The organism is Nitrospinota bacterium (assembly GCA_016208975.1).
Taxonomy (GTDB): Bacteria; Nitrospinota_A; UBA7883; order UBA7883; family JACRLM01; genus JACQXA01.
Map to the genome: position 1 here is coordinate 1836547 of JACQXA010000004.1, position 23046 is coordinate 1859592.

19 protein-coding genes are annotated in these 23046 nt (G+C 56.4%); 11 read left to right on the top strand and 8 right to left on the bottom strand.

From position 1 onward, the window contains the following. Positions 1–247: 247 nt before the first annotated feature. Complete coding sequence (locus HY751_12545) at positions 248–634, bottom strand: hypothetical protein (GenBank protein ID MBI4667223.1); 387 nt, start codon at positions 632–634, stop codon at positions 248–250. Between the two features lie 390 nt (positions 635–1024). Here HY751_12545 and HY751_12550 point away from each other — a divergent pair, with 390 nt between their 5' ends. From HY751_12550 to HY751_12580, 7 genes are all read left to right on the top strand, one after another. Beyond that, positions 1025–1405 carry a hypothetical protein gene (locus tag HY751_12550; GenBank protein MBI4667224.1) on the top strand — a complete coding sequence of 127 codons (381 nt, stop codon included), beginning with the start codon at positions 1025–1027 and terminating at the stop codon, positions 1403–1405. Positions 1406–2194: 789 nt separating this feature from the next. Beyond that, entirely contained in the window at positions 2195–3547 is a 1353-nt protein-coding gene (locus tag HY751_12555; protein ID MBI4667225.1) for an NCS2 family permease, read from the top strand. 3 nt (positions 3548–3550) lie between these two features. Continuing rightward, entirely contained in the window at positions 3551–4285 is a 735-nt protein-coding gene (locus tag HY751_12560) for an SDR family oxidoreductase (GenBank protein MBI4667226.1), read from the top strand. 1088 nt (positions 4286–5373) lie between these two features. Further along, complete coding sequence (locus HY751_12565) at positions 5374–6216, top strand: sulfide/dihydroorotate dehydrogenase-like FAD/NAD-binding protein (GenBank protein ID MBI4667227.1); 843 nt, start codon at positions 5374–5376, stop codon at positions 6214–6216. A 17-nt stretch (positions 6217–6233) separates the two neighbouring features. Further along, entirely contained in the window at positions 6234–7736 is a 1503-nt protein-coding gene (gltA, locus tag HY751_12570; GenBank protein MBI4667228.1) for an NADPH-dependent glutamate synthase, read from the top strand. A gap of 35 nt (positions 7737–7771) precedes the next feature. Further along, complete coding sequence (locus HY751_12575) at positions 7772–8362, top strand: hypothetical protein (protein ID MBI4667229.1); 591 nt, start codon at positions 7772–7774, stop codon at positions 8360–8362. Positions 8363–8607: 245 nt separating this feature from the next. Further along, positions 8608–11313: an EAL domain-containing protein gene (locus tag HY751_12580; GenBank protein ID MBI4667230.1), complete on the top strand. Its 2706-nt coding sequence runs from the start codon at positions 8608–8610 to the stop codon at positions 11311–11313. 74 nt (positions 11314–11387) lie between these two features. On the opposite strand, the gene HY751_12585 is transcribed toward HY751_12580, so the two are convergent. The 4 genes from HY751_12585 to ispH form a co-directional block, all read right to left on the bottom strand. After that, a complete protein-coding gene (locus HY751_12585) occupies positions 11388–11549 on the bottom strand; it encodes a hypothetical protein (GenBank protein ID MBI4667231.1) in 162 nt (53 codons plus the stop codon). 317 nt (positions 11550–11866) lie between these two features. After that, complete coding sequence (locus HY751_12590; GenBank protein ID MBI4667232.1) at positions 11867–12028, bottom strand: SelT/SelW/SelH family protein; 162 nt, start codon at positions 12026–12028, stop codon at positions 11867–11869. 80 nt (positions 12029–12108) lie between these two features. Beyond that, positions 12109–12378 (bottom strand): TMEM165/GDT1 family protein, encoded by a 270-nt coding sequence (locus HY751_12595; protein ID MBI4667233.1) that lies wholly within the window; start codon positions 12376–12378, stop codon positions 12109–12111. A gap of 31 nt (positions 12379–12409) precedes the next feature. Then, positions 12410–14170 (bottom strand): 4-hydroxy-3-methylbut-2-enyl diphosphate reductase, encoded by a 1761-nt coding sequence (ispH, locus tag HY751_12600; GenBank protein ID MBI4667234.1) that lies wholly within the window; start codon positions 14168–14170, stop codon positions 12410–12412. 257 nt (positions 14171–14427) lie between these two features. Here ispH and HY751_12605 point away from each other — a divergent pair, with 257 nt between their 5' ends. Both HY751_12605 and HY751_12610 read left to right on the top strand, forming a co-directional pair. Continuing rightward, complete coding sequence (locus HY751_12605) at positions 14428–16557, top strand: diguanylate cyclase (protein ID MBI4667235.1); 2130 nt, start codon at positions 14428–14430, stop codon at positions 16555–16557. Between the two features lie 13 nt (positions 16558–16570). After that, a complete protein-coding gene (locus HY751_12610; GenBank protein MBI4667236.1) occupies positions 16571–17428 on the top strand; it encodes a pantoate--beta-alanine ligase in 858 nt (285 codons plus the stop codon). 4 nt (positions 17429–17432) lie between these two features. On the opposite strand, the gene HY751_12615 is transcribed toward HY751_12610, so the two are convergent. Genes HY751_12615 through HY751_12625 form a run of 3 tightly spaced genes read right to left on the bottom strand, consistent with a single transcriptional unit; the run spans position 17433 to position 20391 of the window. Beyond that, positions 17433–18458, bottom strand: coding sequence for a phosphotransferase (locus HY751_12615; protein MBI4667237.1), 1026 nt, complete (start codon positions 18456–18458; stop codon positions 17433–17435). Beyond that, positions 18455–19729 carry a 3-deoxy-D-manno-octulosonic acid transferase gene (locus tag HY751_12620; protein ID MBI4667238.1) on the bottom strand — a complete coding sequence of 425 codons (1275 nt, stop codon included), beginning with the start codon at positions 19727–19729 and terminating at the stop codon, positions 18455–18457. Before HY751_12620 ends, HY751_12615 begins: the two co-directional genes overlap by 4 nt. Next, positions 19726–20391: a lysophospholipid acyltransferase family protein gene (locus HY751_12625; protein MBI4667239.1), complete on the bottom strand. Its 666-nt coding sequence runs from the start codon at positions 20389–20391 to the stop codon at positions 19726–19728. The genes HY751_12620 and HY751_12625 overlap by 4 nt, the downstream gene beginning before the upstream one ends. Positions 20392–20519: 128 nt before the next feature. On the opposite strand from HY751_12625, the gene HY751_12630 reads away from it, so the two are divergent. Next, positions 20520–21833 carry an HPr family phosphocarrier protein gene (locus HY751_12630; GenBank protein MBI4667240.1) on the top strand — a complete coding sequence of 438 codons (1314 nt, stop codon included), beginning with the start codon at positions 20520–20522 and terminating at the stop codon, positions 21831–21833. 15 nt (positions 21834–21848) lie between these two features. Continuing rightward, positions 21849–23045, top strand: coding sequence for a M20 family metallopeptidase (locus tag HY751_12635; protein MBI4667241.1), 1197 nt, complete (start codon positions 21849–21851; stop codon positions 23043–23045). Position 23046: the final 1 nt, after the last annotated feature.

Consider the following 23046-nt stretch of genomic DNA (forward strand, 5'->3'; position numbering starts at 1 on the left):
GCCATGAACCCGGCGGGCGAGACTATTTTAACCGAAATGGAGGGATTTTATCGTCAACTTAAGATGGAAAATGCGTTTTCGATGGCCCGGGGCTTCTTTGTGAGGAGGGAGGGTATCCACGAGACTCACGAAACCCTGGGCCAAGGAAACGTTAACCGTTTTGTGGGAATGCAATTACCCCGCGGCCGCCAGGCGGCGCCTGGGCGGCCGCGACAGGTTTCAATCGGACATCCTCGTCGCGTTGTGGTCAGAATATGAGCCGGGCCTTTTTCAACCAAGCCCTTTCATCGAACCTTTCAGCCACCCATTCCCGGAAGGAGACTTCGTTCTTGCTCTGCTCCCGTCCGTCCACCAGTTCTTTGCGGCGGGCCAATACGAGTTCCTGTTTTTCTTCCCCCGTTTCAGCCATGGGCGTTTCGGTCATTTCCTCTATTTCGTCCTGCCGGTACATCATGCCGGATACTTCGATGATCTCGCCGATCCTCAAAGCCAGCCCCAGTAAAGTGGAAGAATCCACCACCTGCCGCTTCTTGAGGTCCTGCAAGAGGGCCATCACATCTTCGTTTCGAGTAATGGCTTCCATGATCGCCTGCGAAAGAGCTTTCAGTTCTTTCTCGTTGCCGTTCCCGTCCATGGCCACGCCTCCCTGTGTGGTTCCTTGTTCTTAGCTTCTTATCGGAACCATCGTCTCGTTTAATAAATTTATGTTACATAGCTTTGCATAAGCGATACCAACTTGAGGCGATAACGGCGTCTTCCCGCATCGCATTGTATTCAAAAAGTTTTTGCGGTAACGAAGTGTTTTTGAGGCTGGCGCGGCGCGCGGAATTGTCTGTTTTTCAGCCAGAAGTTGTCGCCACATGCGGAAAAAACGTCACTTTTTTGATAAACAAAACGTGGCCCGGGATAAAATATGGCCACGGTGAAACACTATCATCCATTCTAAAAGCCAATGAAACAGGCCATAATTCCTTTAGTCATTCTCTTTCTGGCGGCGGCAGGTGGCGGGGCGTACTTCTTTATAATGAGGAACCATGCGCCGCAGTCCGCCGGGAATCAGCCAGTGGAGGAGGGCGGGGAACATAAAGCCGCCCCGGAAGAAGCCAAAGCCCCGGAGCATGAGGCGGCCGAGCCGGAAAAACCCGCCGCCACACCGAACAGCATTCAAAGAGTTTCCGACGATACCGACTGGAAGCTGGATAAGCCCATCGAGATGATGAAGATGGAGGATCCCAAAGACCTGGACAAGGCCCGCCGAAGGGTATTGAGGGACATGCGCATGACGCGCAAAGAAGCGGTGAAAGATTTAAAAGACGCCGATAAAGAGGAACAGGCCAAAAAAGAGCGGGCGGCGGCCATCGCCGTATGGCTGGAGAAGGATGACCACCAGGACGTCGTGAAGTAAATTCCTTCCGGGTGGTTTTTTCATTTTTCGCTTCCCCGTGACCGCCACATGGCCGCTTCCCCGTAGTCGCCCTTTAACCGCTTCCCCGTGGTCGCCTGACCACGGATTCCTGTCGCTTCTGTCGTTGACTAAAGAAGACCGGGGTCAGCAACTGTGAGGCGCAACATTTTATTGCGGCTCGTTCCATGTCACCCTTCGATAAACTCGCGGTGCGCCATTTGTCATCCCGGCCAAGCGTAGCGCGAGCCGGGATCAGGGCCTCAACGGGGAATGGACGAAGCCCCGATGCCGGGTCAAGCCCGTTGACCGGGGTCAGCAACTGTGAGGCGCAACATTTTATTGCGGCTCGTTCCATGTCACCCTTCGATAAACTCGCGGTGCGCCATTTGTCATCCCGGCCAAGCGACAGCGCGAGCCGGGATCAGGGCCTCAACGAGGAATGGACGAAGCCCCGATGCCGGGTCAAGCCCGGCATGACAATGTTCCCACTATTAGGGATATTCTCACCGCTTCACCGTGGTCGCCCGACCACGGACTCCTTCCCTACATTTGTCATGGCGAACCTGTCGAGCCACGAACCATGCCCCCCAGCGTTTTTCATGTTTTTCAACTCCCTCAGGTTTATCAAATCCTCCAGAATCTCCTTTTCCTCCACCTCCGATTTAACACCAACTGTCTTTTAGATAGACTGCGCTTTGTGGCTGGCGAAGGCCGTCAGCGCTTGTCCCGGATGTGGAGTCAATCTATAATGACTCGGTGGGCGAAACGCCTTGATAGGCGGGAGGGGTTATGGCCGGTCTTGTCGAAAAGCTTTTCGAGGTTGATAAACGCGGCAGTTCCATAAGCCGCGAGGTTACCGCCGGAATCACCACTTATCTCACCGCCAGTTATATAATTTTTGTACAACCCGCCGTGCTTTCCCTGGCGGGGATGGATTTTGGCGCGGTGATGACCGCCACCTGCCTTTCCACCGCGCTGGCCACCATCTTCATGGCTTTTTTAGCCAATTACCCCATAGTGGTGGCCCCGGCCATGGGGCACAACTTTTTCTTCGCCCTTACCGTATGCGGCGCCGTGGCCGCCGGAGGGATGGGGTTCCACTGGAGCCAGGCGCTGGCGGCGGTGTTCATCTCCGGGTCGCTATTCCTTTTCCTGTCCCTCTTCGGGTTCCGGGAAAAGATAATCAGCGCCATTCCGGCCTCCCTCCGGCTGGGGATAGCCGTGGGCATCGGCCTTCTGATAGCCCTGCTGGGGCTGGAATGGGGCGGCGTTATAGTGGCCAAACCGGGGGTGCTGGTGGGGTTGGGTAGTATAAAATCCCCCCCGGTCATGTTAACCCTGTTCGGGACGTTCCTGATATTGACCCTGATGATACGGAACGTGAAAGGCTCCATACTGTGGGGCATATTGGGCTCGGCGCTGGTGGCGCTGCCATTTGGCCTTACGGAGTTCCATGGTGTGGTCTCGGCCCCTCCTTCGCTGGCGCCAACGTTACTGCAACTGGATTTTCCAGGCCTTTTCGGGAATAAACATTTCTGGCTGGTGATAGCGGTGTTCTTCATGCTGGCTCTGTTTGACACGGTGGGCACCCTGGTGGGCGTGGCCACCACCGCCGGGCTTATGGACGCGTCGGGGAAAATACCCAAAGCCGAAAAAGCCATGGCCGCGGACGCGGCGGGCACCGTGGCGGGCGCAATGCTGGGCACTTCCACCGTCACCGCATATATAGAGAGCGCCGCGGGCATAGCCGTGGGCGGGCGCACGGGCCTGGCGGCAATCGTTACCGCGGGGCTCTTTCTGTTATCCACTTTCTTAAGCCCCCTGGCGCAAATGGTGGGGGGCGGGTACAAGGTGGCCGAAGGGGTTTATCTCTACCCCATCATCGCCCCTGCGCTTATAGTTGTCGGGTCGCTGATGCTGGCCCTGGTAAAAGAGATCAAGTGGGAAGACCCTGCGGACGGGTTTTCCGCCTATCTGGCGATAATTATAACGCCTCTTTCGGTCAGTATCACCGAAGGGGTGAGCGCGGGTTTTATCGCCTATTCCCTGCTGAAAACCGCGCAAGGCAAATTTCTGGAAGTCCACTGGCTCACGCATGTAATAGCCCTGGCGCTAGCGGCCCGCTACACCTTTTTGGTTTAAAAAATCATGAAAAGCAGAAAAGTTGCGGTGGTTACCGGCGGCAACCGGGGCATCGGGTTCGAGGTTTGCCGCAGGCTTGCCCTGGAGAAAATGACCGTGGTGCTAACCAGCCGGGACGAATCCAAGGGAAGGCTGGCCGCCGGCGAACTGGAGCGCAAAGGCCTTACGGTGATATACCACCAGCTGGATGTGACCGACATCCACAGCATCAACCTTTTTGTCCAATGGCTGGACGAGGAGTTCGGCAAGGCGGACGTGCTGGTGAACAACGCCGGGGTGATGCTGGATAAAGACTCCCCGGAGGAGGGGGTCTGCCAACTGGACGAAAAACTGGCCATATGGGTGGACATCCTCCGCAACACGCTGGACACCAACGTGATGGGCCCATTGCTTCTTACCCTGTCCCTGCTTCCCCTCATGCGAAAACATTCTTACGGGCGGATCGTGAATGTCTCCTCCAGCCTGGGCCAGCTTACGGAAATGGGCGGCGGCTGGAAGGCGTACCGCATATCCAAAACCGCCATCAACGCCATGACCCGCATATTGGCCCACGAAACCGCCGGTGCGGACATACTGGTAAACTCCTGTTGCCCGGGCTGGGTGAGAACCGACATGGGCGGGCCGCAGGCCCCCCTCTCCGTGGAAAACGGCGCCGAGACCATCATTTGGCTGGCCACGCTTCCCCCTCACGGGCCCACCGGGGCCTTTTTCAGGGAAAAACAGAAGATAAATTGGTAAAGCTTTTAAAAATCAAAAGGCTTGGCTCCGTCCACGCCAGTTCGCCGCTAAGCGGATACAAGTTGATGATGGTGGCATTCGTTTTTTATTGCCTCAAAACATGTACCGCGGTGAATCTTTTTTGCCGCAGTTCTCATCAACAGCTTGTAGCGGCCCCGGTTAAAAGCTTAAACTGGAATTGTTAGGCTTACCGTTTTCCGTGTATCATTTTCACTTTCCACCGGAAAGAGGTTTTGAAAAGGAATAGAACAGGCTTGCCTGTTTATTGATATTTTGGGGGACTTTAACAGATGAATGACAAAATTGCGGAAATAGCCGCCGGGTTTGCGTCTCATTCAAACGAAAAACTCGACGAAGCGCTTTCCAGTGTGGCCTCCCTGCAAAACCTGGCCGTTAACGAAAAACAGCGGCTGGCCGAGGCCATCTCCACGGTGTTTTACCGTGACCATTCCACAGACAGCGCCCTGGCGGCGGTGATAGAGAAGGCCGAAAAAGCCATGGCCTCTTTGGGTGGCGACGTGGCCGAATGGGTTATAGAGCAGTTGGCCGAGGCCGACTCCGAATCGGCGGAGCATTTCGCCCGGGCGCTGGGGCTGATGGGCGCCCCAGCCGTGGACAAGACCATTCTGGCCCTGGGCCGCAAGAAGGGGGATACTTACGCGCTGATAAACCTCCTGCTGGCCGTGGGCAATTTCACCGACCCGGCCATCACGAAAACCTCTGCGGCGTTATTGGCCTGCGCCGATTCCCAGGACAAACAGCTGAAATCCTCCGCCTGTTATTGTCTGGGGCGGATATTCAACCGCATCCCCCATGGCTCTTTTGGCGAGCGGGAGCGGATGGTGATGTTCGACAAGCTGTTCGCCAGCCTGTCAGACAATTCCGCGCTGGTCCGCCGCCACGCCGTGCGGGCGTTGGGGAAGGGGACGCGGCAATCCTATTTCACCCCGGAGCAGGTGGACAAGACCCATAAGGCGTTCCGCGCCATTCTGGGGATGGACAATTTTGACTGGGACAGCGCCTTCATCGTGCGCAACGAGGCGGAGAGCCAGTTGCATTACTGCCGGGGAGGCAAGGAAAGCGGGAAAATGACCAAGAGCAGGTATAAGCAGGAATTCAAGATCCTGGAGAAACGGGAGCTTTGCCCCAACACCTATTATTTTAAATTCAGCGCTCCGTTTCTGGCGCGCAAAATTGAGGCGGGGCAGTTCATCATAGTCCGCCCCAACGAGAATTCGGAGCGTATGCCCCTTTCCATCGCCGGATGGGACAGGGAGCAGGGTTATATAGAGATAATCATCATGGCCGCCGGCCGCACCTCCACCGAGGCCGTAAGAAAAGAGGTTGGGGACTGTTTCACCGACGTGGTTGGCCCGCTGGGCCAGCGTTCCCACGTGGCCAAATACGAGGGCGCCTGCGTGGTGCTCGGAGGCGGATATGGCACGGGAGCGGTAATCCCTACCGCCCGGGAGTTGAAAAAACTGGGCAACCGCGTGTACGGCGTGGTGGGCGCCCGCTCAAAAGACCTTTTGATAATGGTGGACGAGCTTAGGGCCGCCTGCGACGAGGTGTTTGTAACAACCAACGACGGTTCCGCGGGCATACAGGGTTTTGTGACGCACGCCATGGAAAAGATCATGGAGAAGGAAAAAGTGTCCATGGCCCTGGCTGTGGGCCCGGTTCCCATGATGCAGGCGGTCACCAAAATGACCGAAGGCAAAGACGTGGAGACCTGGGTGAGCCTCAACGCCATCATGGTGGACGGCACCGGGATGTGCGGCGCCTGCCGGGTAACGGTTGGCGGGAAAACCAGGTTCGCCTGTTATCACGGGCCGGATTTCCTGGGGCATCAGGTGGACTTCAACGAGTTGACCAAACGGCAGAAAATGTTCGTTGAAAAGGAAAAGGCCGCCCTTGAGGCGATGAAATAAAAGGAGACCATAGGAAGATGGCCGAAGAGAAAAAAGGGCTTTCCCAGAAAGAGCGGATGAAAAAACCGCGCAACCACATGCCTTTGAACAAGGCGGAAGAGCGCGTTCACAACTGGGACGAAGTGCCCATGGGCTTTGCGCTTGAACAGGCGATGGACGAGGCTGGCCGGTGCATCCAGTGCAAGAAACCCGAGTGCGTGGAGGGATGCCCCGTGGGTATAGACATACCCGCCTTCATTAAACTGGTGGAAGAAGGGGATGTGGCCGCCGCCGCGAAAAAGATCCGCGAGAAAAACTTCCTGCCAGCCGCCTGCGGCCGGGTTTGCCCCCAGGACAAACAGTGCGAGGCGGTGTGCGTTGTGGGCAAGAAAAACAGCCCCGTAGGCATCGGCAACCTGGAGCGGTTCGTGGCCGATTACGAGCGCCAGCATCATCTGGACCGGATGCCGGCCATCCCCCCCTCCACCGGCAAAAGGGTGGCGGTGGTTGGTTCGGGCCCGTCGGGGCTCACCTGCGCTTATGAGCTTCGCGTTCGCGGGCACGAGGTGACTGTGTTCGAGGCGTTCCACAGGGGCGGCGGCGTTATGGTTTACGGCATACCCAGGTTCCGCCTGCCGCTGGAGATAATAGACGAAGACCTGAAGCTTTTGGAAGAGATGGGGGTGGAGTTCGTCTATAACATGATCATAGGCAAGATCCTCACCATAGACGACCTCATGGAAAAAGAGGGGTTCGACGCGGTGTTCATAGGCACCGGAGCCGGTTTGCCGAAAATGCTGGGCATCAAGGGGGAAAACCTCAACGGCATTTATTCCGCCAACGAGTACCTCACCCGCATATACCTTATGCACGCCAACCAGTTCCCGGAGTATCCCACACCCATATTCCAGGGAAATAAAATGGCGGTGATAGGGGCGGGAAACACTGCTATGGACGTGCTTCGCACCGGCAAACGGCTGGGGGCGGATGTGACCTGTTTCTACCGGCGCTCCCGGGACGAGGCCCCGGCCCGCACCGAGGAGCTGGAGCACGCCGAACAGGAGTTCATTAACTTCAAATGGCTCTCCAGCCCGGTGGAGTTCATAGGCGACGAGAACAACTTCGTGAAAGCCATCAAGTGCGAGAAGATGGTCCTCTCCGAACCGGACGAGTCTGGCCGCAGGAAACCCGTGGCCACCGGCGAGTATTTTGTGGACGAGATAGATACGGTGGTCTTTTCCCTGGGTTGTGACGTGAACCCCATTATCCCGTCGGTCACGCCGGACCTGCGCGTCAACAAGTGGGGCATCATCATGGTGGACCAGCAGACCTGCCACACATCCAAAAAAGGCGTGTTCGCCGGGGGCGACGCCATCACCGGCGGCTCCACTGTGATACTGGCCATGGGGCAGGCCAAGAACGCCGCCGCCCATATCCACGAGTATCTTACGGACAGTTTCAACTATGAGCTGAACATCCCCACAGACCCCAACGCCTCCGGCGTACAGTGGGAGGGGCGGTTCTCCAAAGGGAAACGGTAACCGGTTTTCCCCAGGATTTTACGGCGGGCGTCTTGATGGCGCCCGCTTTTTCCGGCTTTTTCCACCGGTGGTTCCCAAAGGCGAAAGGCGTTACAGTGGCTGGATTCCTGAACATCTTCGGTATTCTTTGCGCCATAGCCCTCACCGCATCGCTGGTGATGGGTTATATGGCGCATTTGGGTATTGTTTCCATTTCAACCCATGTGGTCATAGGAGTGGTCACTCCGCTGGCGGCGATCCTCGGGCTTTCCATACTCATGTTTTACTTTATCGCCACCGGCTCGGCGGTCAAAGACGTCGCAAAGCGGGGCCTTGTAAACCGCGACTCGTATTATGAAACCAGAAGCTTCAAGAAACAGCTGTTTCCATTGATAATCGCCGCAATAGCGCTGTTGATGGCAACGCCTGTCCTTGGCGCGGCGTTCGACGCCCGAAAAGCCCCGCTTATCATCCACTCCCTTTCCGGATGGGCGGCGCTGGCGGTTTACTGGTTCACCGCGATCCGGGGGATGGATTATTTAAAGCGGAACATGGAAATCCTCAACGAAGCGTCCGTAGCGTCGGATAAGCCGGAGGCGGAAGCTGGCGTTACAAAGGGAGTTGAGAGCGAAGGTTCAAAGAGTTAGCCTCCCCGCATACCCCCATGCCTCCAGCGCGCAAATGGGGTGGGGGTTCTCCAAAGGGAAATGGCAATGTTTTACTGGGTCGCAGGGTGTAGTAAAATGTATTTTAATGACAACTTTAGAGAAGGCAGATCCTTTGCCATATTGCGACGGCGCTTTCGGCAATTGGAGAAGGGGCCTTTTTTCTGAAGCCTTAACCCTTGTCAGCCCTTTGAAAACACATACTGGAAATTAACCGGCGGCGTAGCATGTCAGAAAAGAAAAACCATGCGGTGAGAATGGAGCTGATTCTTACCGGGGCTGTGGTTACCGCCATGCTGTTCCTTGCCTTGCTGGCATTCCACCATTTCTCGTGGCGCGCGGCCATGCAGGAAAACGGGCCGTTGCTCAATGGGCTTACCCTGGCCAGGGCGGACATCTACAAAGGAGCACTGCTTGTTGAAGAGGCGGCGCCTGCGGGTTCGGCGGAAACGCTGAAAAACGCTTTCACAAACTTCACCGACGCCAAAAGACACTTGCGCCTTTCCGTGAAAAGCGTGGACAGCCCTGATGGGGCGGAAGTCCACGATCCGGCCATAAAAAGAAGGCTTGCCGAGCTGGATGGGAAAATCGAGGAACTCAGCGGAGCCGCGCTTGGATGGTGGGCTGTTCGAGGCTCGGCGGATGAGAAGGGAGCATCCTTAAAATTCGCGGAGCTTTTAAATTCGGCGCAAAACGACGCCGCCGGGCTTGAAAGCGCCTTGTACGAGCTGACCAGGGTGGAGTTGGAGTGGAAAAACCAGCAGTTCGGCCTTGTGGTGGGCATATGGTTTATTACTCTCGTGGTTGGGCTGGGGATACTCTACCGCATAATCAGGCGGCAGGCCCTGGCGGAAGACGCTCTTTTGAAAAGTGAAAGCAGGCTTTCAAGGGCTCAGAAAATGGCGCGGCTTGGGGCGTGGGAACTGGATTTGGGCTCGGGGGTCTATTCAGTGTCAGAGGAGACCCTGGATATTTTCGGCCTTGGCGCCGGGAACGGCCCTCTTACCCGTGAAATAATGATGGCCAGAGTGCATCCCGACGACAAGGAAGCGGTGGAGAAAGCCCGGGCGCAGGCGGAGCAAAACCGTTCCATCAGCATGGAGTACAAGATAGTCCGCCCCGATGGCTCCACCGGGGTTGTGTATGAATACGGGGAGTTGGAGGCCGCCCGGCCCGGCCAGGCCGCGCGCCTTATTGGAGCGGTGCAGGATGTCACCTATTTGCGGCAAGCAGAAGACCTTTTGCTCCTGGCCACCAACGTGTTCGCCAATGCGATAGAAGGGGTTTTGGTGACCGATCCCAGAGGGGTAATAGAATTCGCCAACCCGGCGGCCACAGAAATCACAGGGTATAGCCAGGAAGAACTGGTGGGCAAGACTCCTCGAATACTCAAGTCGGACCGTCACGACAACCAATTCTACAAAGAGTTGTGGGGGGCTCTCTTAAAAGACGGCGCGTGGCAGGGGGAAATCTGGAACCGGAGGAAAAACCGGGAGGCGTATCCTGAAAAGCTCACCATAACCGCAATCAAGGACATGAATGGCCGGATAACCAAGTTTGTTTCGGTCTTCCACGACATAAGCCAGATAAAGAAGAGCGAAGAAAAGATTGAATACCAGGCTTATCACGATGCCCTTACGGCCTTGCCCAACAAAGTGTTATTCAGCGACAGGCTTACCCAGTCCATAGGATACGCCCACAGGACAGAAAAGAAACTGGCTGTCCTCTTTTTTGGTTTGGACCGGCTCAAGAACATAAACGAGACCTTGGGGCATAACAAAGGGGACATCCTCTTGCAAAGAGCCGCCCAGCGTTTACTCAACATCGTCAGGGAGGGAGACACCCTGGCCCGTTTCGGCGGGGACGAGTTCGCTCTTATCCAGGAGGACATCCAGACCGAGCAGGACGCGGTAAAGATGATATTGAAAATCCTTCGCGCGGTTTCAGAACCATTCGACCTGGAGGGACACGAGCTATATATAACCACCAGCGCGGGCGGCGCCATTTATCCCGCCGACGGATCCGACTCGCCGACTCTCATAAAAAACGCCGAGATAGCCATGCGCCGGGCCAAGGATTCTGGCAGGAACACCTATCAGCTCTATACATCCTCCATGAACGTCAAAAGCTTCGAGAAACTTTCTCTGGAGGCCGACCTTCGAAAGGCAATAGAACGGGGCGGTTTCCTTGTGCATTACCAGCCCAAGGTGTCTCTGGCCACGGGGGAAATTACCGGCATGGAGGCGCTGGCGCGCTGGAACCACCCGATGAGGGGGCTTATACCGCCAGCGGAGTTCATACCCCTGGCGGAAGAGACCGGCCTAATCGCCCCCATAGGCGAATGGGTGATGGAAACCGCCTGCGAACAGAACCGAAGGTGGAGGGAGGCGGGGTATAAGGACCTGACCATAGCGGTAAACCTTTCGGCAGTCCAGTTCAGGAAGAAGGATTTGAACCGCACAATAGAGACCATTCTGTCCCGCGCGGGGCTGGAGCCTGCCTATCTGAACATAGAGCTTACCGAGAGCGTGGTGATGGGGGAGGTGGACTCGGCAATATCCATCCTGCGAAAACTCAAGGACATGGGGGTGAAAATATCCATAGACGATTTCGGTACCGGATATTCATCGTTAAGCTACCTGAAAAAATTCCCCATAGACTACCTAAAGATAGACAGGAGTTTTATTAAGGATGTCATAAACGATCCGGACGACGCCGCCATAGTGTCGGCCATAATCCACATGGCCAAGCGGCTGGAGTTACAGGTGGTGGCCGAAGGGGTTGAAACTGAAGAACAGTTGGAGTTTGTAAGGCGGAATGGATGTGAAGAGGTTCAAGGCTACCTTTACAGCCCACCCAAGACCGCCATGGAACTTACCAGGATTTTAGCCGCTGGCGGTTTGTTGCGGCCAACAAAGCTTGGCGCGGTTTAAGCTTTAAGGTTTGCGCGCGGGAAAGGGGGGGCGGCCCAGGAAAAGGGGTGTTTTCCGGGCCGCTTGCGTGGGGGTCACTCTTCAGCGAACAGATGGCTGTAAATGCTCTTTTCATATAGCCGGGCGGTGAGTATGGCCGTTCTCTTGCGCAAAACCCAGGAGAGCGAACAATAGACATGAAGCGGATTGAACACATGCCGCATCCTGTCTTTCAGTGTCAGCTCCGTGGTTCTCATGGCCTTCATCTCCTTAGCTAACAAACTTATCGGCGAACCGGGAAATTTATATAACTGAAAAAATATTTTGCATAAGCGGCGCCATTACATAAATTGCCGGTTTTACAATGGGTTGATACTTTGCCGCTGGTTTTAGAAGTAAGAGCCTCCAAAAAAGGTGGACTAAATTAAGACAAAAGGCGACGTAATTTGTCAACAGTGGTGAAGGTGATTTAAAGGCTTTTTGCGCCCGGGTACAGCAATCATGGGTGATAGGGGTTGAAAACCCAATAACCGGCTTAAAAGTGTTAAAAACCTGGCGCCGCGGCGCCAGGTTTTTAACTTTTCCCCAAGGCGGAAAGTTTTTCCACTATTTCGGCATTATCCGGGAACCTGCCTGCCTCATATTTGGAGAAAACAAGCTCCCCATCGGCATGAACGTCAAAAATCCCGCCAGATCCGGCGGTCATTTCCGGAATAATACCCAGTTTCGCCTTCAATTCGTCCGCCAGACTGGCGGCGCGTGGAAGGTAGTTTCACTGGCGGCAATATGTTATGGACACTTTCATATTCACCTCTCCTACGGTTTTATTAGATACATGACGCCGAATACTATGAAAAGGATCCCAGCCCCCCGGTGCAAGAACGCCGGTGGCAAGTATTGCGAAAGGACGCTTCCAAACACTGTGGCGATGGCGGAGGTTGCTATAAGGGCTGTGGCAGAGCCAATAAACACGCTCCACCTGGAACTCTCGCCCGATGAGAACGCCAGCGTGGCCAGCTGGGTTTTGTCTCCCAGTTCCGCCAGGAAAATCGTAATGAATACGGATGATATGACCTTTAAATCCACCAAAACCCCTTTCAAAACTTCATGTTAACGATCAGGATATCAAAAGCCACGTGATGGCCAGCAATCCGGTGAAATGAAATACGCCATCCACCACCAGGTCAAAAGCCAGCCCGCGGTCTATAGTCCGGCGGTGGTATAGCCACAAGTACATGGCAGTGTAGCCTATGGATAGCAATAGCGCGTAGGCAAATGGGCCCACCAGCCCCGAGTATGCCGCCGAAACCAACATGCATGCAAGCCCCGTGGTTACCATCGCCAGGAATGTTTTTGAGCCAGTGATACCTATGAGTATGGGGATTGTTTCTCTTCCAACTACTCTGTCGCCCCGAATGTCCCTGATGTCTGACAATACGGACCGGATGTAAACCATGGTAAAAGCGAACACGAAGGCCACTGCGGCGGCCGGAAAACTTACATCCCCCGGCGCCGACATGGCGGGCATGGCCACAGTCACAGCGGCCCAGCCCAATCCCGCGAAAATGTCCTTTGAGGCTGGTATATCCTTAAGCCTGTGGATGCGGATGATTCTGGTTTTCGGGAACCATTTTACGGTGTACGCAAGTCCCATGAAGGTCGCCATGGTGTATATTAGCGCCGCGCTTGCATCCAAGTACGCCGCCAAAGCCAGCCCCATCACCGCCGAAAGGCCCGCCAGAACACCCATCAACCGGCCCCAGCGTTGATAGAACCGGGTTTTTTCCGGCTCATTGTGCTTGAAGGTCTGCAAGTCGTTCAACTGGTTTAACACGTGCATGGAGAATATATACATGGCCGCCACCGCCGCCGGGCGCCATCCGGGCTCGTAACCTGCCAGCATGGCGTTGGCCAGCGTTAAAAGGCCCGCGCCCGCGCCAAGGTGCAGGTTGCTTACCACCCACGCCTCCGCCAGCCGGGCCAACAGCCCCCGCGCCGGCCCTTTCCTGCCTTCGCGGATTCCGGCCACTCGGTCGCGGACCCGTTCTATCATCCAGGTCGGCGTGGAGGCTCCTGCGGTGATGCCTATCCTTTGGTATTTAAGGATTTCGGCCGGATCCAGCTCCGTTTCGGTTTCCACCAGTGATACGCCCACGCCCGTTTCCCGGGCAATGGCCGCAAGCCTTGCGGTGTTGGCGGAGCTTTTTCCGCCTACCACAATTAAAAGGTCCACCTCCCCGGCAAGCCTTAAAACCTCGTTCTGCCGCTCATCTGTAGCGTCGCAGATGGTGTTAGTGATGTCGGCGTTGGGGAACCGTGCCTGTATGGCCTCCACAATGGCTTTATATTTGGTTATATCGCAGGTGGTTTGCGCCACCACGCATACGCTGTCCATTTGAGGCAAACCGGCAACTTCCTCCACCCTTGCGACGACGTGCCCCTTCCCATCGGCGAATCCCAACAGCCCCACAACCTCCGCATGGCCCAGGTCGCCGATGATAATGGTGGAGAAACCTTTAGCCGCGTGCTTTTTGATTATGCCTTGCACCTTTGCCACCAGCGGGCAGGTGGCGTCGTTAATGGTCAGTCCTTTTTCTTTCAGTCTCCGGCGCACCTGGGGGGTAACGCCGTGGGTGCGGATGATTACCGTGCCGTGATCCAGCGTGGTGGCGTCTTCCAGCGCGAAGATGTCCTTACCCTCCAGGGTCTCTATCACCTGGGGGTTATGGATAAGCGGGCCGTGGGTGTACACGGGCCCATCGGCATTATTGGCGGTGTCCATGGCGATATCCATGGCCCTCTTGACACCCCAGCAAAAACCCGCCGTGCGGGCGATTTTTATTTCTTCTTTTCCGGACATCTTTCTATTGTGCCACATGGCCCGCCCCGGCCCAAGAGTACCGGCGTTTTGGTGGTGTCTCAGTTTGAATCTCAAATAACAGACAGATCCTTCACTTCGCTTGCGCTTCGCTCAGGATGACAATGTTATCAACGGCTTTTATATTGTCATTCTGAGCGTAAGTGAAGAATCTCCCCTGTATTTTCAAACTGAGACACTACCGGCGTTTTACGGCCATCATGGTGGAAAGCGCGCATAATCTGTTTCACTCCCCGTTTTGCGGGTTATAATTGCAAATGTTTGAAAACCCACGAATAAACGACCATAAGCGTATTAACGAGATGTTGCTTTGGCATGAACGGTTATCCGCGAAGATTGTTGGCATAGGCCTGGTATTCTTCGCCGTCATGGCGCTATCCATTTACGCCTATTATGACGCGCTCCGGGACGAGCTTGTGAGCGCCAGCAGGAAAGACGCGGCTCGTTTGGCGCAAAGCCTTGTGGCCAGTTTCAATACCTTCATCCTCAACACACCCCAGGGCGGAGCCATTATCGGGGAATACGTGGACAACGTAAACACCGGGTTGCAGGGCGCCCGCGCCCGGATGGTGCGCGGCGATTCGATAAACAGACAATACGGCATCCATCCAGATGGGAGCCCCATGAGTCCCGAGGAGGAGGCGTCGCTGAAAGACGGAGCGCGGCGAACCTGGGAGTCGGCGGAATATTTCCATCAGGTAAACCCGGTGAAGTCCGAAAAGGGTTGCGGATCATGCCATGCCATGGCGGACGGTTCCGGCCGGCCGGTTCCGGACGGGGCCACGCTGGGGCTCATAGTTGTAAGCGTCTCCAACGCCGGGATGAAAGCAAGCCTGGCCAACCTTAAAGAGGAGTCGTTCAAGATCCTGGCGCTTATGGCCCTGCTGATCTTCATGATAGCCGCCTATATCAACTTCAGGGTGGCGCGGCCATTGGAAAAGGTGCTTTCGGCCATGAGGGAGGTGACCCTCGGAAAGCTGGAGGAACGGGTGGACATCCGCCAGAAAGACGAGATAGGCAAGCTGGCCGAAAACTTCAACCACATGGCCGGGCAGATGGAGCGTTCTTTCCGCAGGATAGAGAACTGGAACGTGGAGCTTGGCGCCGAGGTGGAGCGTAAAACTGACGAGATCAGGAAAATGCGGGACTACTATCACGCGGTGATAGACTCCACCCAGCGCATAATCCTCACCACCGGGCTGGATTTCCTTGTGGATTCTGTGAACGCCGAGTGGGACAAGCAGGCGGAGAAACTGGGCGTATCCCTGAGGCGGGATGATCTGACAGGCAGGGACATCATCTCTTTACTGCCAGAGGGAGACCGGGAGATGATGCGGGAGGTTTGCCGCGGGATAGCGGGCCGGGGGAGCGAGGCCACCGACGGGCTTTACAAACGGGAATACGAATTAACCATCGGCGGGGCCAGGAAGTATTTCAGCCTCTCCATATCCCCACTGCTGGATTCGGCATGGGCGGTGGTGGGCCTGGTGTTCGTGGTGGTGGACATCACCGACAGGAAAGAAGCCGAAGAGCTATTAAAAGTCGAGCGCAACAAGCTGAACGCCATTATGAACGGGATGGGGGCCTCGGTTTGCATCGTGGATTCAAGCCACCGCATCACCTTCATGAACCGCGTCATGCGGGACACCTTCGGCGAAGCCGCTTACGGCGCGCCTTGTTACAGCGTGGTATCCACCTTTAAAGAGCCTTGCGCCGGTTGCGAAACCGGCAAAATGGAGGGGGTGGTGAACATGGAGGTGAAAGGCCCCAACGGCAGGAGTTATCTGCTCACCCACTCGCCCATTACAGACATGGATGGAAAACGCTCCATTGTGGAGGTGATAGAGGACATCACCTATCTTAAGGACATGGAGGAGCGCCTGAGGGAGCTTACCATTACAGACAACCTTACACAGCTTTACAACAAACGGCATTTCATCGACAGGCTGGCCGACGAGATGACCCGCGCCCAAAGGGTGGGAGCCCCGCTTTCTCTGCTGTTCGCCGATATCGACAAGTTCAAAAGCTTTAACGATACATACGGCCACGTGGAGGGGGACCAGTTGCTGGCCGCACTTGGCGGGATAATACGCGGCTCCATCCGCTCCCATGTGGACATGGGGTTCCGTTACGGAGGCGAGGAGTTTACCGTTATCCTGCCGGGGGCCGGGACCAGGCAGGCGGTCATCGTGGCCGACAGGATACGTCAGGGATTCTCACAAAAAAGGTTCAAGGTTGGGGCCGGTGGCCGGGAGGATTACAGGACCATAAGCCTTGGTGTGGCCATCTTCAATCCCGGCGAGGATATGGACTCTTTTCTGGAGCGGGCCGACGCGGCCATGTACCGCGCTAAAAAGGCCGGTGGCGACCGGGTGGAAACGGCCTGAGTCAAACACCGCAATGAAGACATTCCACCACATCTCCAAAATGAGGGATGCCGTCCGGGCCGAGCGGGCCAAAGGCGGAAGGATAGGTTTCGTGCCAACGCTTGGCTTCCTGCACGAGGGGCATGAGGCGCTGATTGCCGCCGCCATGCGCGATAACGACGTGGTGGTGGTCTCCCGGTTTGTAAATCCGCTCCAGTTCCGGAAAAAAGCTTTCGGCCGGTATCCCCGGGACGAAGCCCGCGATGCGGCCATTTGCGACAAGAACGGGGTTGACTATCTATTTTCCCCCGGCGTGGAGGAAATGTATCCAGAAGGGTTTGACACCCGGGCGGAGGTGATGGACCTCACCGGCAGGCTTGAAGGGGGCGCTATCCGCTGGCACTATCGTGGCGTGGTCACGGTGGTGGTGAAATTGTTGAATATCGTCCAGCCCGACACGGCGTATTTCGGCAAGAAGGACGCGCATCAGCTGGCCATAATAAAAAGGTTCGTCAAGGACCTGAACATCCCCGTGGAGATAAGGGCCGTGGCCACCCGCAGGGCCAAAGACGGGCTCGCTTTATCCTCCCGCAACAGCCTGCTGACACCAGAGGAGCGCAAAGCGGCTGTGGTGATACCAGACGCCATAAAGGCTATTGGGAAAAAACTGAAATCCGGTTATGCCGATTACCGCGCTTTGGGGATGGAGCTTGAGAAGCTAATAGAAAAAGAGCCGAAGGCCAGGGTGGATTTCACCGCGGTGGTGGATGCGGAAACGTTGAGGGAAGAGGTTTCGGGGCCTTCGGCCATGATATACGCGGCGGTGTTCATCGGTGGCAAAAGGCTGACAGACAACCTGGTGGTGAAACTTGGCCCGCTGAATAAAAAGTGACCGGCTAAACAGCGCCGCGCGACTCTTTGGCGGCGGAAAAAATTTCCTTGAGCATTCCCGCAATCTTTCCGGCCCTTAAACTCCCCCGCGAAACTTCCAGAAGCGTTTTCATGGAGGGCGCTATGTATGGAACATAAGTTGACACGCCCCGGACTGATGTTTGATAACCATAAGTGCCCAGCGCTTTGTAAATCCTTTGAAGCGTTGAAAACTCCAGAAGTTCCATAAATCTGTCTTTGGGCCACAGAGCCGCCCCGGAGGTTTTAAGAGCGTCGTAATAAATATCCCCAAGCCTGTTAACAAGATTAGGCGACAGCCCGGCGTATGGGTCGTACAGAAGCGAAGCCAGGTCGTACAGCATCCGGCCCATGCGGGCGTCCTGGTAATCTATCCACACCCGGCGTTTTTCCACGGCCATTATGTTCCGGCAATGCAGGTCCCGGTGGGCAAGGGTTTCCATCCGCCCGGCCAGGTCTTCTATAACCATCTTCCATTCGGCCATGAAATCATTACGCATGGAAACGGACATCTCAAACCCCAGATGCCCGCCAACAAAATGGGTGTTGGCGAACTCCACCTCCCAGGTAAGTTTCTCCACATCGAAGGCAAGTATGTAAGGCGGCAGGTTTTTATTGTCCAGGCGGTTGGCGTTAAGCTGGAACCTCACAAGGTCATGCAGGATGCGGCTGTACTCAGCTTCCAGTTCATCTTCCGCCATTGCGGAAATATGGTTTTGAAGAAGGTTGTCCCCAAGGTCTTCCAGTACAAGGAACGGCCCATCGCCGCCGAGGATTTTTGGAGTGTCCACCGCCAGTTCGTTCATAAGGGAAGTCATGGCCATAAAATGCGCCGTCTGCCCTTTTTCCGGCGTCTGCATTATCACCACCGAACCGTTGGGATGGACGACCCGGTAGTATCTTCTGGTGGAAGCGTCCCCGGCCAGGGGGATTATCTCAAGCTGGCTTTCGGGAAATCCAGCCAGTGAGACAAGCCGCGCGGCCTGGCCCAATGTCAATGAAGGTTGGGTCATTTTACAAGCTCCAAAATGGCGTCAACCGCTTTTCCCACCGCGCCCCGGTTGGCTTCTACCGCCTTTTGGGCGTTCCGTCCGGCTTCGGCTCTGGCCGCCTCATCGGCTAAAAGGTTCACAAATTTTGCGATGATTTCATCTTCCGTGGCCGCCACATGGGCGCCACCGGAGTTTAGAAGGATAGCGGCGGCGTCCCTGAAATTGCCCATATTCGGGCCGAACACCACAGGTACGCCATGGGCGGCGGGCTCCAGCGGGTTTTGCCCGCCGCGGGAGATAAAGCTCCCGCCCACGAACGCCACATCGGCAACGGCGTACAGGCGGGAGAGTTCGCCGAACGTGTCTATCACCGGCACATTTATCACCCCTGGGGATTCAGCAGGCTTCCCCTGTGACCGGCGGGCCAACCTGTATTCCGCCGGAATGGAGCGCTCAATCCATCCCAAATCGTCCACCCGCCTGGGGGCGATGACAACCCGTGCGCCTCCCGCCCGTTCCGCCGCAGAAAAAGCGGCGCGGATTGCGGCCTCCTCCCCCTGGTGGATACTGCCGAGGAAGATAACCTTCTCCATACGGTTTAGGCCTAAAGACATTTTCAGCTCATCCCGCCCGCGCCCGTCCAACGGCTGGTGGGGCTTGTCGAATTTTAAATTACCGGCCACGGAAACCTTTGCGTCACCGGCGCCCAGATCTTTTAAACGCCTGGCGTCCTCTTCGCCTTGCATGAGGAACAAATCCATCCGGGCCAAGGCAGATTTTAACAACCATCGGGCCTTCTTGTACCGTGGATACGACCGGTCTGAAATGCGGCCGTTCACCAGCGCCACCTTGCCCCCATGGGCTTTCACCTCTTTGATCACGTTGGGCCAGATTTCCGTGTCGATCATCACCAGCGCCGAAGGATTTATGGCGGAAACTGCGCGCCGGGCCGAACCGGGAAAATCGTAGGGGAACCATAGTATCCGCGCCATGCTGGCCAGCTTTTCCTCCGCCACTTTCCGCCCCGTGGGGGTGCTTACCGTAAGGGTTATGGGTATGTGGGGCGCCTTTTCCGAAAGCAGGCGTATCAAAGGCTCCGCCGCCAGAGTCTCCCCCACCGAGACCGCGTGGATCCATATGCATCTTTTCCCGCTAACCGGCGTCCTGAAACCTAACCGCTGAAAGAAATCCTGCCGGTACTCCGGCCTGGTGAGAAGCCTCCAGCCAATATAGGGCGCCGCCAGGGGAAGCGACGCCAAGAGGCCGATGTTGTAAATTGTGTAAGCGGTCATGTTCTAGGTTCTTTAAAATAGCCGTCGGCCCGTTGGGTGATGGCTGTCATGTCGGCCTCCATGTCAAGCCGGGCTTTCTCCAGGGCATCTTCGCCACAGTCCCGTGAGAGCGTCACCGGTGTTCCGTAGATCACCACCACCTTGGAGAAAGGTTTTGGGATCATCAATTTGTCCCATGTGGGCAGGGTCCAGTAACTTGAGAAAGAGACCGTGACCGGCAAAGCGGGAGCGCCGGAAAGTTTTGAGATCAACAATGCGCCCGGTTGAAGATTGTAAATGGGGCCTCGGGAGCCGTCGGCTATCAGCACTGGGCAATATCCGTCCGACGCGCTCCGGGCCAAGGCCAGCAAGGCTTTCGCCGCGCCTTTGAATGAAGAGCCCCGCACCACGCCGAACCCGAACAGCTTCAGCGTCCGGGCTATAATCTCGCCGTCCACGCTGGGGCTGGCTAAAATACGGAACCGTCCGGCGGTTTTCCTGTAATAATATGGAAGGTAGAACAGCCTGCCGTGCCAGAATACCAGTGAATAGTTCTTTCCCTGGCCCAGCAAGGCGGATTCCCGCTCCCCTCCCTCGACAAAAAGCCGGAGGGTGACGCTTATCAGCCAGATAAGCAGGAAAGCCACTGGCGGGGCCACGTAGGAGTTTAAGAAATTTTTCATCGGCGGTTTATTATGTCAGATGGCCGGGGCCGGTTCAACCGCGGTTGACTGGACCCGAGCTTTTGGATATTATCCACAATCTTAGCGCGAAACCAGCCATTACACGTGGTTTAAACCCCAGTTGCGGAATGGAAACAAGCAGATCCCTAACGCCCATCATCAATGAGGAAGAGTTCCTTCCCCTGGTGCAGGAGAAATGCCAGAATTTCATGGCGATTCTTTCCGTGCACCAGGATGAGACCATGAGCGTCAACAAGCTCTATTATTTCACCCTGCTTCAGGAGGCTGAGCGGCTGGAGGGTTTCCTGGACGATCATGGCGCCCGCTCCAACAAACGCTGGTTCGGGTTCGCGGAGCTGGTGGCTTGTGTGCGGAACTTCGCCATGGCCGGGTTCCACCTTTATCACGTGCTGGACAGGTATTCAGACTACCTGGCCGGAGAAAGCACCCAGTTAAGCCGGGAGTTCCAGGACAGCGCCTACAAGACGCTGGAGAGGTTCTCGGCGGTGTTCAACAGGTTTTACCAGACGCTGGTGGAAGAGGCCGCGTCCCAGGGTGTGAGCATTTTCACAAAACCCATGGCCACCGGGCAGTGGGACCTGAAAGTGACCCCGCAACTGCCATACACCCTTACCGACGGGGAAGACACCCTGGAGGAGGACGAACGACTCATCTCCATAGCCCAGTCTTACAGGAAAGCGGTTCGCGCGTTCCGCGAAAGCAGGCTGGACCGGAAAGTGAAAGCCGCCTCCCTGGGCGAGATAATACCGTCCAGGCTGAACGAAACCCTGTTCGCGGAGTTTGAGACCCGCCTGCACAGCATCCAGAGCGAGTATGACACGTACATCAAGGGTGGCAAGGTATGGAAGCACGACGAGCGGGCCAACCGCCTTCGGGGGCTCACCGCCATCCCCATGCACCTTTTCGATTTTTTAAGGTGGCTGGCCCATTTTTACGAGCGGCACGAGAGCGACAACCGCAAGAGCCAGTTGAAAGAGCGCATAGCCTCCATCGCTCCCGACGAGGAGTTATTAAACATCATCCTCAACTTCGGCCTGCGGTTCTCCGGGAAATACCTGGGGGAAGGGGTAAAGGTTGCGGAGCGCATACTTACCTCCTTCGTCAAACCCATATCATATGAATTGCCCATTCCGAAACCCCAGGGGTTCCACGCCCGCCCGGCAACATACGTTTCGCTGGTGGTGCAGGAGCACGGCACCGACGTATTCATGCTGGTGAATGGGGAAAAATACGATTGCCGGTCGGTGCTGGACCTGCTTCAGGCCGGAGGCGCCGTGGCCGACCATTCACTCAACACGGTGGTGTTCGAGGGGGACAGGCGCGCGCTGGACGACCTTAAGATACTGGCGGAGAACAATTACTGCGAAGACCGGGACATACCCCAGGAGCTAAGCTACCTGCGGATACTTCGAAACCTTTAATCTAAGGGCTGAAACATGGCCAATCCAATTCCGGAGAAAAAGAAAGCCATCGCCTCGGCGGTGGCGGCCCTGGCGAAGGACGCGCACTCCATCAACAAGGAAATATTCGACAATCCGGAGCTTTGCTACGAGGAAAAACGCGCCTGCAAGCTTGTTAGCGGGTATCTTGCCGCCAGGGGCTTTAAAGTTACAACCCCGGCCGGGGGGATGGAAACGGCTTTTGTGGCCACCCACAAGGGCAAGGGTCCAGGGCCGAGGATAGCCATCCTGGCGGAGTATGACGCCCTGCCGGAGCTGGGCCACGCCTGCGGACACAGCATGATAGCCGCTTCCGCCTGCGCCGCCGCCACAGGGATAATCCAGGCCGCGCCGGACCATCCTGGCGAGCTCATGGTCATAGGGACGCCCGCCGAGGAGGGTGGCGGAGGGAAGATACGCCTGATAGAAAAAGGCGTTTTTAAAAATGTGGACGCGGCCATCATGACCCATCCAAGCAACAAGACCCGGGTGGTGGCCCGCATGTACGCCATAGCGGACCTGGGTTTCTCCTTCCGCGGCAAGGCGGCCCACGCGGCGGCGTTTCCGCATGACGGGGTGAACGCACTGGACGCGGGGGTGGTTTTTTACAACGCCGTCTCGGCGCTCCGCCAGCAGATTAAAGACGAGGCCCGGGTACACGGGATATTCACCCATGGCGGCGACGCGCCGAACATAATACCCGAGAAGGTTGAGATGCGGTTCTATGTGCGCGCGCTGGACAAAGAGTATTTCGCGGCGCTTAAGCGGAAGGTTGTGGAGTGCGCCAGGGGCGCGGCGAAAGCCGCCGGTTGCACGGTATCGGTGAAAGAGCGGGCTTTCGCCTACGATCCGTTCTATCCCAGCTACCCCATGGGGGATGCGTTCAGGAAGAACATGGCCGCATTGGGTGTCGCCGAGGACGGGTTCTCGGAGACCGACGAAATAGGTTCCTCGGACATAGGCAACCTCAGCCAGGTGGTTCCAACTCTCCACCCCGAATACGCCATTGGCGGACGGGACGATATTAACCATTCCAGGAATTTCCTTGCGGCGGTCATGTCCGGCCATGGCGCCAAGGCGATGATGGGCATGGCCGGAGCCATGGCCATGACGGTGTATGACCTGCTGGCGGATCCCGGCCTTATGACGCGGGTGGCGACAGAGTTTAAGGGCCTCTCGAAGAAGAGGGGCTGAA

What these genes read in the sequence shown, in the direction of transcription:
- HY751_12610 (MBI4667236.1), top strand. Translation starts at nt 16,571, where the DNA reads ATGAAGACATTCCACCACATCTCCAAAATGAGGGATGCCGTCCGGGCC.
- HY751_12635 (MBI4667241.1), top strand. Translation starts at nt 21,849, where the DNA reads ATGGCCAATCCAATTCCGGAGAAAAAGAAAGCCATCGCCTCGGCGGTG.
- HY751_12565 (MBI4667227.1), top strand. Translation starts at nt 5,374, where the DNA reads ATGACCAAGAGCAGGTATAAGCAGGAATTCAAGATCCTGGAGAAACGG.
- HY751_12615 (MBI4667237.1), bottom strand. Translation starts at nt 18,458, where the DNA reads ATGACCCAACCTTCATTGACATTGGGCCAGGCCGCGCGGCTTGTCTCA.
- HY751_12630 (MBI4667240.1), top strand. Translation starts at nt 20,520, where the DNA reads ATGGAAACAAGCAGATCCCTAACGCCCATCATCAATGAGGAAGAGTTC.
- HY751_12580 (MBI4667230.1), top strand. Translation starts at nt 8,608, where the DNA reads ATGTCAGAAAAGAAAAACCATGCGGTGAGAATGGAGCTGATTCTTACC.
- gltA (MBI4667228.1), top strand. Translation starts at nt 6,234, where the DNA reads ATGGCCGAAGAGAAAAAAGGGCTTTCCCAGAAAGAGCGGATGAAAAAA.
- HY751_12555 (MBI4667225.1), top strand. Translation starts at nt 2,195, where the DNA reads ATGGCCGGTCTTGTCGAAAAGCTTTTCGAGGTTGATAAACGCGGCAGT.
- HY751_12625 (MBI4667239.1), bottom strand. Translation starts at nt 20,391, where the DNA reads ATGAAAAATTTCTTAAACTCCTACGTGGCCCCGCCAGTGGCTTTCCTG.
- HY751_12575 (MBI4667229.1), top strand. Translation starts at nt 7,772, where the DNA reads ATGGCGCCCGCTTTTTCCGGCTTTTTCCACCGGTGGTTCCCAAAGGCG.
- ispH (MBI4667234.1), bottom strand. Translation starts at nt 14,170, where the DNA reads ATGTGGCACAATAGAAAGATGTCCGGAAAAGAAGAAATAAAAATCGCC.
- HY751_12605 (MBI4667235.1), top strand. Translation starts at nt 14,428, where the DNA reads ATGTTTGAAAACCCACGAATAAACGACCATAAGCGTATTAACGAGATG.
- HY751_12550 (MBI4667224.1), top strand. Translation starts at nt 1,025, where the DNA reads ATGAGGAACCATGCGCCGCAGTCCGCCGGGAATCAGCCAGTGGAGGAG.
- HY751_12620 (MBI4667238.1), bottom strand. Translation starts at nt 19,729, where the DNA reads ATGACCGCTTACACAATTTACAACATCGGCCTCTTGGCGTCGCTTCCC.
- HY751_12545 (MBI4667223.1), bottom strand. Translation starts at nt 634, where the DNA reads ATGGACGGGAACGGCAACGAGAAAGAACTGAAAGCTCTTTCGCAGGCG.
- HY751_12585 (MBI4667231.1), bottom strand. Translation starts at nt 11,549, where the DNA reads ATGAGAACCACGGAGCTGACACTGAAAGACAGGATGCGGCATGTGTTC.